Annotated in this window: 3 protein-coding genes and 2 pseudogenes; 1 reads left to right on the top strand and 4 read right to left on the bottom strand. The window is 70.4% G+C overall.

Annotation, left to right across the window (positions count from 1 at the left end; genetic code table 11):
- A pseudogene (locus VMD50_RS08240) lies at positions 1-620 on the bottom strand (hypothetical protein); the annotation flags it as partial.
- Positions 621-650: 30 nt separating this feature from the next.
- Positions 651-1,439: a (2Z,6E)-farnesyl diphosphate synthase gene (locus VMD50_RS08235; RefSeq protein ID WP_325426659.1), complete on the bottom strand. Its 789-nt coding sequence runs from the start codon at positions 1,437-1,439 to the stop codon at positions 651-653.
- Between the two features lie 143 nt (positions 1,440-1,582).
- Here VMD50_RS08235 and trhA point away from each other — a divergent pair, with 143 nt between their 5' ends.
- The gene (gene trhA / locus VMD50_RS08230; protein ID WP_325426657.1) at positions 1,583-2,332 is read left to right on the top strand and encodes a PAQR family membrane homeostasis protein TrhA; all 750 of its coding nucleotides are present in this window, start codon (positions 1,583-1,585) and stop codon (positions 2,330-2,332) included.
- Between the two features lie 4 nt (positions 2,333-2,336).
- Here the strand turns inward: trhA and VMD50_RS08225 are convergent, their stop codons facing one another.
- Entirely contained in the window at positions 2,337-2,720 is a 384-nt protein-coding gene (locus tag VMD50_RS08225) for a nuclear transport factor 2 family protein (RefSeq protein WP_325426655.1), read from the bottom strand.
- Positions 2,721-2,742: 22 nt separating this feature from the next.
- Positions 2,743-3,208: pseudogene (locus tag VMD50_RS08220) on the bottom strand (hypothetical protein); the annotation flags it as partial.

Below are 3,208 nucleotides of genomic sequence, written 5' to 3'. Positions count from 1 at the left end.
CGCCCGGCGGGTCAGCCTGGCGAACGTGTCGTCGTCGACGTCCACCAGGGGATCGTCCGAGCGCAGCGCCAGCGCCGCCCCGGTATGCCGCAGCGCGGCCCGGTCGGCGCGCAGCGTCGGCGACTTCAGCGCCAGCCGGTCCAGCACGCCGGCCAGCGGGTCGGCCAGCACCTGCACCGCGACCGCGACCGCCGGCGTGGTGAACAGCAGCACGGTCAGCGCGATCTGGGTGGCGGGCTCGTGCCGGGTCACCGCCAGGCCGATCAGCGCCTGGCCGCCGAACAGCGTGGCCACCGCCGAGCAGCCGACGAATGAGCGCAGCATGTCGGCGCGCAGCACCTGGCCCTCGTCGAAGGCGTCCCACAGGGCCACCGCCACGCCGAGCGCCAGGACGTCGAAACCCGTCGACGCCAGGGCCAGCCGGCTGGGCACCAGACCGAGCGGGATGATCAGGATGGCGTTGCGTCGACGGAGCGCACCGCGTCCAGCGCCACCACCAGCGCGAAGCCACACAATCCGGTTGCCGCCAACGCCAGCACCGGCTTCCGCGGATCCCGGGCAAGCAGGTACAACCCCAGCCACCCGCTCAGCGTGAACACCACAGCCGACAGCGCAGCCATGCATCCAGTTTGTCACGCAATCGGCACGGGTCACTTGCCGTACCGGCGATGCCGCTGGCTGTAGTCGCGCAGCGCGCGCAGAAAATCCACCCGGCGGAACGCCGGCCAGTGCGCCTCGGTGAACCACATCTCCGAGTAGGCGCTCTGCCACAGCAAGAATCCCGACAGCCGCTGCTCCCCCGAGGTCCGGATGACCAGGTCGGGATCGGGTTGCCCTGAGGTGTAAAGGTTTTCGGAGATGCCGTCGACGGTCACCGCGTCGATGAGCTCCTCGGCGGTGGCGCCGTTGGCGAGCTCCTTGCTCAACAGCCCCCGTACCGCGTCGACGATCTCGCGTCTGCCGCCGTAGCCGACCGCGACGTTGACGTGGAAAGGCGCCACGGCCGGGGTGGACTCGACCGCGTCGCGCACCCGGCGGGCCTGCTCCTCGCCGATCAGCCCGAGGTCCCCGACGGTCCGCACGCTCCAGCGGTTGGCCGGTGCGCAGATCTCCTCGACCACGTCGGTGATGATCTCGATGAGCCCCGCCAGCTCGTCGGGATCGCGTTGCAGGTTTTCGGTGGACAGCAGGTACACGGTCGTCATCTCGATGCCGGCCTCCTGGCACCACCGCAGCATCTCGGCGATCTTGGCGGCGCCCATCCGGTACCCGTAGCTGACGTCGTCGTAACCGGCGTTGCGCGCCCACCGCCGATTCCCGTCGCACAGCACCGCGATGTGGCGGGGAAGCTCGGACTTGGAGGCCGTCAGACCCTGCCTCAGCCGCAGCTCGTAGACGCGGTACAACGGCTCCTTGAGCCGCGGCGGGATAATCTCCACGAAGCTCCACACTACTGTGAGCCGCGTCAATTCCCGGCCGCCTTTCCGGCGGAAATTCGGCAAGTCACCGCACGTCCACAGCGGCTTGTCACCATTCCCGACTACTGTTGGTTGTTAACAGCTACGGCGAGGCAACAGGAGACATGAGCAGCAAAACCAGCACGTCCCCCGTGGAGCCCGAAACGCTCGCGCCCGGCAATCCCGTCGAACAGCTCGTCGAGGGCGCCGCCGAGGCCGCGTCAAAGCCGCGCATGCGCGGCTGGATCCACTTCTACTCAGCGTGGCTGGCGATCGTCTGCGGCGCCAGCCTGGTGTCGGTGTCGTGGGCGGTGGCGTCGACCCGCGCCGGGCTGACGACGTTCGCCTACGCCCTGGCCACGGTGGCGATGTTCGCCGTCAGCGCCACCTACCACCGCGTCAACTGGAAATCCTCGAAGAGCCGGAACCTGATGAAGCGGCTCGACCATTCGATGATCTTCCTGTTCATCGCCGGCAGCTACACGCCGTTCGCGATGCTGGCCATGCCGCCCGCGGACGGGCGCTTGGTGATGTGGATCGTGTGGGGCGGTGCGCTGGCGGGCATCGCGTTGAAGGTGTGCTGGCCGTCGGCGCCGCGCTGGGTGGGCGTGCCGCTCTATCTGCTGCTGGGTTGGGTGGCGGTCTGGTACGCGCCGACGATCATCCACGTCGCCGGGGTGGCCGCGATGGTGCTGCTCGCCGTCGGCGGCGCGTTCTACAGCATCGGCGGCCTGCTCTACGGGATGCGCTGGCCGGACCCGTGGCCGAAGACGTTCGGCTATCACGAGTTCTTCCACGCCTTCACCGTCATCGCGGCGATCCTGCACTACATCGCCATGTGGCTCGCGGTCTTCTACGTCGGCCACCCGGCGTAGCCCGTCAGAGCTGCCTCATGTCGCCCGCCGACCAGTAGGCCTTCATCGCGGTGACCTTGCCGCGAGAGTCGAAGACCATCACGTCGATCGGCTCGATCACCATCCGGTGCTGCCCCGCGGTCACGGTCAGCCGGAACTGGAAGGCCGCCTCGTTGCCCGCGACGCGCAGCGACACCAGCTCGCATTCGCGCTGCACGTCGTTGACCGCGGCGTAGAAGCCGTGGATCGCCGTGCGCCCGATGTGCACCTCGCCCCCGACCGGCTCCTCGACGGTCGCGTCGTCGGCGTACAGCTCCACGATGTCGTCGGCGCTGCCCTTGGCGACCAGCTCGAGGTAGCGGTTCACGGTCTCGGTGATCGCTCGGACCCTGTCCGTGGCATTCGGCATGGGAGGCAGGGTAGCCGCCGGGCTACCGCCCCGAAACACCCAGGGCGGCGGCCAGTTCGGCCGCCCCGGTCACGGGCAGATCGCACAGCCGCCCGCGGCACACGTAGGCGGCGTCGGCGCCCGCCACCCGGTCCCGCCCGGCCAGCAGCGCCGACGAGTCCCTCTCGCCGCCCACCACGATCGCCCCACCCGGGGCCAGCCGGCGCGCCTCGGACAGCAGCGGGGACCGCGACGGGTCGCAGGCGACCGCGATCTGCAGCGGTCCGCGCACGGCGGATTCAGCGACGGCCAGCCAGTGCCCGGCCGAGCGCGGCGCGCGCTCCAGCAGCACGGAGTGCGCGGCCAGCGAGTCGGCCGCCGCCCGCAGGTACCGCTCGGCGCGCTCACCGTCGACGAGGTGCGCCGCGGTCAGCAGCGCCTCGGTGACCGACGACGCGCCCGACGGCGTCGCCCCGTCCAGCGGGTCGGCCGGCCGCAGCACCAACTGC

This window comes from Mycobacterium sp., from assembly GCF_035506235.1.
GTDB lineage: Bacteria > Actinomycetota > Actinomycetes > Mycobacteriales > Mycobacteriaceae > Mycobacterium.
This window is presented reverse-complemented; position numbering and strand designations above follow the sequence as displayed.